At 49.4% G+C, this 2982-nt stretch carries 2 protein-coding genes and 2 pseudogenes; all 4 read right to left on the bottom strand.

Going from position 1 to position 2982, the window contains the following annotated elements; translation table 11 throughout:
* Window positions 1–222 (bottom strand): annotated as a pseudogene (locus IAE33_RS24305) (type VI secretion system Vgr family protein); the annotation flags it as partial.
* Complete coding sequence (locus tag IAE33_RS24300) at window positions 215–1480, bottom strand: type VI immunity family protein (RefSeq protein WP_201165748.1); 1266 nt, start codon at window positions 1478–1480, stop codon at window positions 215–217. The gene IAE33_RS24300 and the pseudogene IAE33_RS24305, both read right to left, overlap by 8 nt.
* Window positions 1477–2349 (bottom strand): VRR-NUC domain-containing protein, encoded by an 873-nt coding sequence (locus IAE33_RS24295; protein WP_201165745.1) that lies wholly within the window; start codon window positions 2347–2349, stop codon window positions 1477–1479. The genes IAE33_RS24300 and IAE33_RS24295 overlap by 4 nt, the downstream gene beginning before the upstream one ends.
* A 2-nt stretch (window positions 2350–2351) precedes the next feature.
* Window positions 2352–2982 (bottom strand): annotated as a pseudogene (locus IAE33_RS24290) (hypothetical protein); the annotation flags it as partial.

The raw sequence follows: 2982 nt of genomic DNA, 5'->3' as shown, positions 1-2982 counted from the left end.
ACCATGCACGTAGCGCACTGGGCGCTCGCCTTCCCAGAGGGTGAAGAGCACAGGTTTGTCGAGCAGGTGGCCGAAGTCGATATCGTTTTCGAAGCTGATCAGTTTCAGCTCCAACTCGAAGGGCATGCTGACGCCCTCGCGAAGTTCGAACGACACCACGTCGAGTTCGGCTTTTCCAACCAATGGCTGGAAGCTGTAACGCAAATCAGATTGGCTAGGCATCGGGCTCCCCATCTAAAGTGTCAGGGTCTTGGTTGCTATCCCATAACCAAATGACTGCTCCACGTGCGCTCTCACTCGCAATGGCTGGGAACACTTCTCCCTTACTAAAGAGTCGTCGGGACTTGGACTGGGCAGGCGTGGACCACCAACCGTCTCGGGGGCATTCACTGCCTGCAATCATGGCAGTGGGCGCTGGCTCAATGCGGGATTTTGGGGGGCTGGGAAAGCGCTCGCTTTCAGAAGGCCAATCACTCTCTTCATCAAATCGGGCCAACCATCGTCCTGCATCAACGTCAGAGAAACGCTCGTTAGGATCGCCTGACCATTGGCCAAGACCAATCAAACCTAGGTTTTTATGCCGGATAGGTTTCAGCAGCCTGTTAAGTAGCATTGGAAGCTCGGGTACCCCGAGTTGGGTCGGATAAAGTTCGGGTTGTTCTCCAAGCTCTATCCACTGTCCTCCCAGTAACTCGGTTATTGAAATTCGGGGGTGATTTAGTGCTTTGCGCACAGCATCTCTGTCGAGGTCAAGCTTGCTTCGCCATTCGTCCGAGAGTAGAAAAGCCCACGTGGGAGGGCGGATGCCACTCATTAGCTCGTCTCTCATTCCAAATGCGTAATCAATATCTAAACCAAAGAATTTCGGAGCCAAAGATCGCTCCCATGTCGCTGCTTCGAAACGAGAGCCAAAATCCAACGGGTTCGCAATAGCAAATCCACTGTAAACCTGTTGCGGCTGGATCTTCTCAATTGTTTTTATAACTAAGTTACGCCAGGAGTTGCGATTTTTTAGCCACCAGCTCCAACGATAGTAGAGGTGGATCGAAGAGTAGGCATTGTTGTCTACGCCATTCCAGGTCGAGCTGCGCCAGAAATAGCCAGCTGTTGTGGGCGAGTAGGTGTGCTTGGGCTCGTCTGTAAAGTTGAAGGTAAAGCTTTCATCTACGCCGGTCGCGAGTGCTAGTTTTCTCAATTCTGGGATTTTCTTAGAGCCGTAGGGGTAGGGTCTCTCCGAGATGGGGTGTGTGGCGACTGTATAGGGTAAGCCAAATAAGGTTTCGAACGCTTCATGTACATCAATCATGGAGAGCGTCTTTTCATTGTGATTTTCAGGAGGGTAGAGGAAGTAGAAGCTTATGAAAGGACTTACACTGATTTCTGATTCGTCATTTCCATACGCGGTGTTCGGCCATCCCTTAAGAAGGTCGATATAATTGTCTAGTTCGTCTGCTGTGAAAATTTTATGGACGGTACTCATTTTGTTTTTCCCTTATTATGCTGTCGAGGCTTATTTCCCTTTTCGACTTCCTTGGCGCTGGATGTACAGTCTTCTGGAACCCGTAGGAGAGCTACCTTCTCTTTTCCAGCTTTTTGAGGGTTGGGGCCTGCTGCGGGAGTCATTAAGTAAGCATACTCTTCTAGCTGTCGAATTTTCACCCAGTCTCGTGGGAATTTAATTTCTATGGCTGCAAAAACATTATTCGTTTCGAATGACTTCTGGCGATACTCAACAATTACTAAATCCGGTGCCAAGCTGTTCTTCGGGCGTGGCCAAAAAGGAAAAATGTCACTGATTCGGTGGGGGCGAGTTTGCGGCGTACCAAGGTAAGGTACTTTGGTTGTCTTGTCGTAGTTGGGCTCTGCTTTCAGCGGGCTTCGCCATTCAAGAGCTTCATCTATAACCTCAAACATCAGTGATGCTGTCGTTTGTTTGAGGCTGACTTCAATAGTTGTTTCAATCACATCGCCAGGTATTTTTTTTCGCAGCCGTCTAGGGACCTTGATGGGTGAGTTTGATGCCGCGTTGCAAATGAGGCTGATGGCTGGCCGGAATGGAATCTTGCGATCTATGTACTCTTTGTAGGTTGTCCCCTCCGAACCCCTGCGGTGCAGAGTGCTTCGTCCGGCACTTCCAATTTTCTCCATGGTTTTGGTATTGATTTCTATTTCGTCTTTAAGTTGCTCTATTGTGGTTTTAAATATTTTCGTGAATTCTCTTTTTCTGGTATTCAATTCAGCGGCCAGCTTGGCCGCTTCAGCAGCCGTTTGGGCGGCTTCATAGGCGCTATAAGCTCGCCAGGCAATCTGGCCGGCTCTTGCAAGCAAAGGCAATGCTGGGCCTGGCATGGTTACTGTTCCTCGTCGTAAAGGTTAAGGTAGCCTTCATCAAGCGTCAGTGATTCTGCGGGCGGAGACTCAAAGATCATTTGAAGACGCGAGAGCCATTGTTCTGTGATTTTTTGATCTTCTCGCATTTTCGCTTTCTTTATATGGATCACCTCAGCGACCTCGGTGTTTAGCCAGTCTGTCTCACCATTGGCTTGTGTTATCCCTCTTTGCAGAATCGAGTTTCCGTTTGAAATCGTGTAATGGTAGCCTGCGTAAACTTGGTCGTCTGGTTTCATTAATGAAAATTTTGCGATGAATGGGCCAGTCGGAAAAGATTGCTCAATAGGTTCTCTCAGGTTCAGATCAACTTCAGAGCCGGTTATGTTCGCAGGTCCGCTGGCGCTGAAATTAAAACTATGGCCGTTGATAAGTACCGTTCCATCGCGCTTCATGAGTAGAACGCTTTTTCCGATTTGAATACGAAACTCTTCTTCGGCGTGAATGCTGTAGCGGTTTCCAACAATTTCGCTTTTGTTAACCCCCACCTGCTCGCTCTGGCTGAGCCCAACAGTCGTGTTCATGGCCGCGCCCACACTCACCTGGTAACCCGCCCCAATCGTCAGGGCCTTGGCGAGGCCGATGGTCTCCGCC

Origin of the sequence: Pseudomonas sp. S60 (assembly GCF_016647865.1) — a bacterium.
Lineage (GTDB): Bacteria > Pseudomonadota > Gammaproteobacteria > Pseudomonadales > Pseudomonadaceae > Aquipseudomonas > Aquipseudomonas parafulva.
This window is presented reverse-complemented; position numbering and strand designations above follow the sequence as displayed.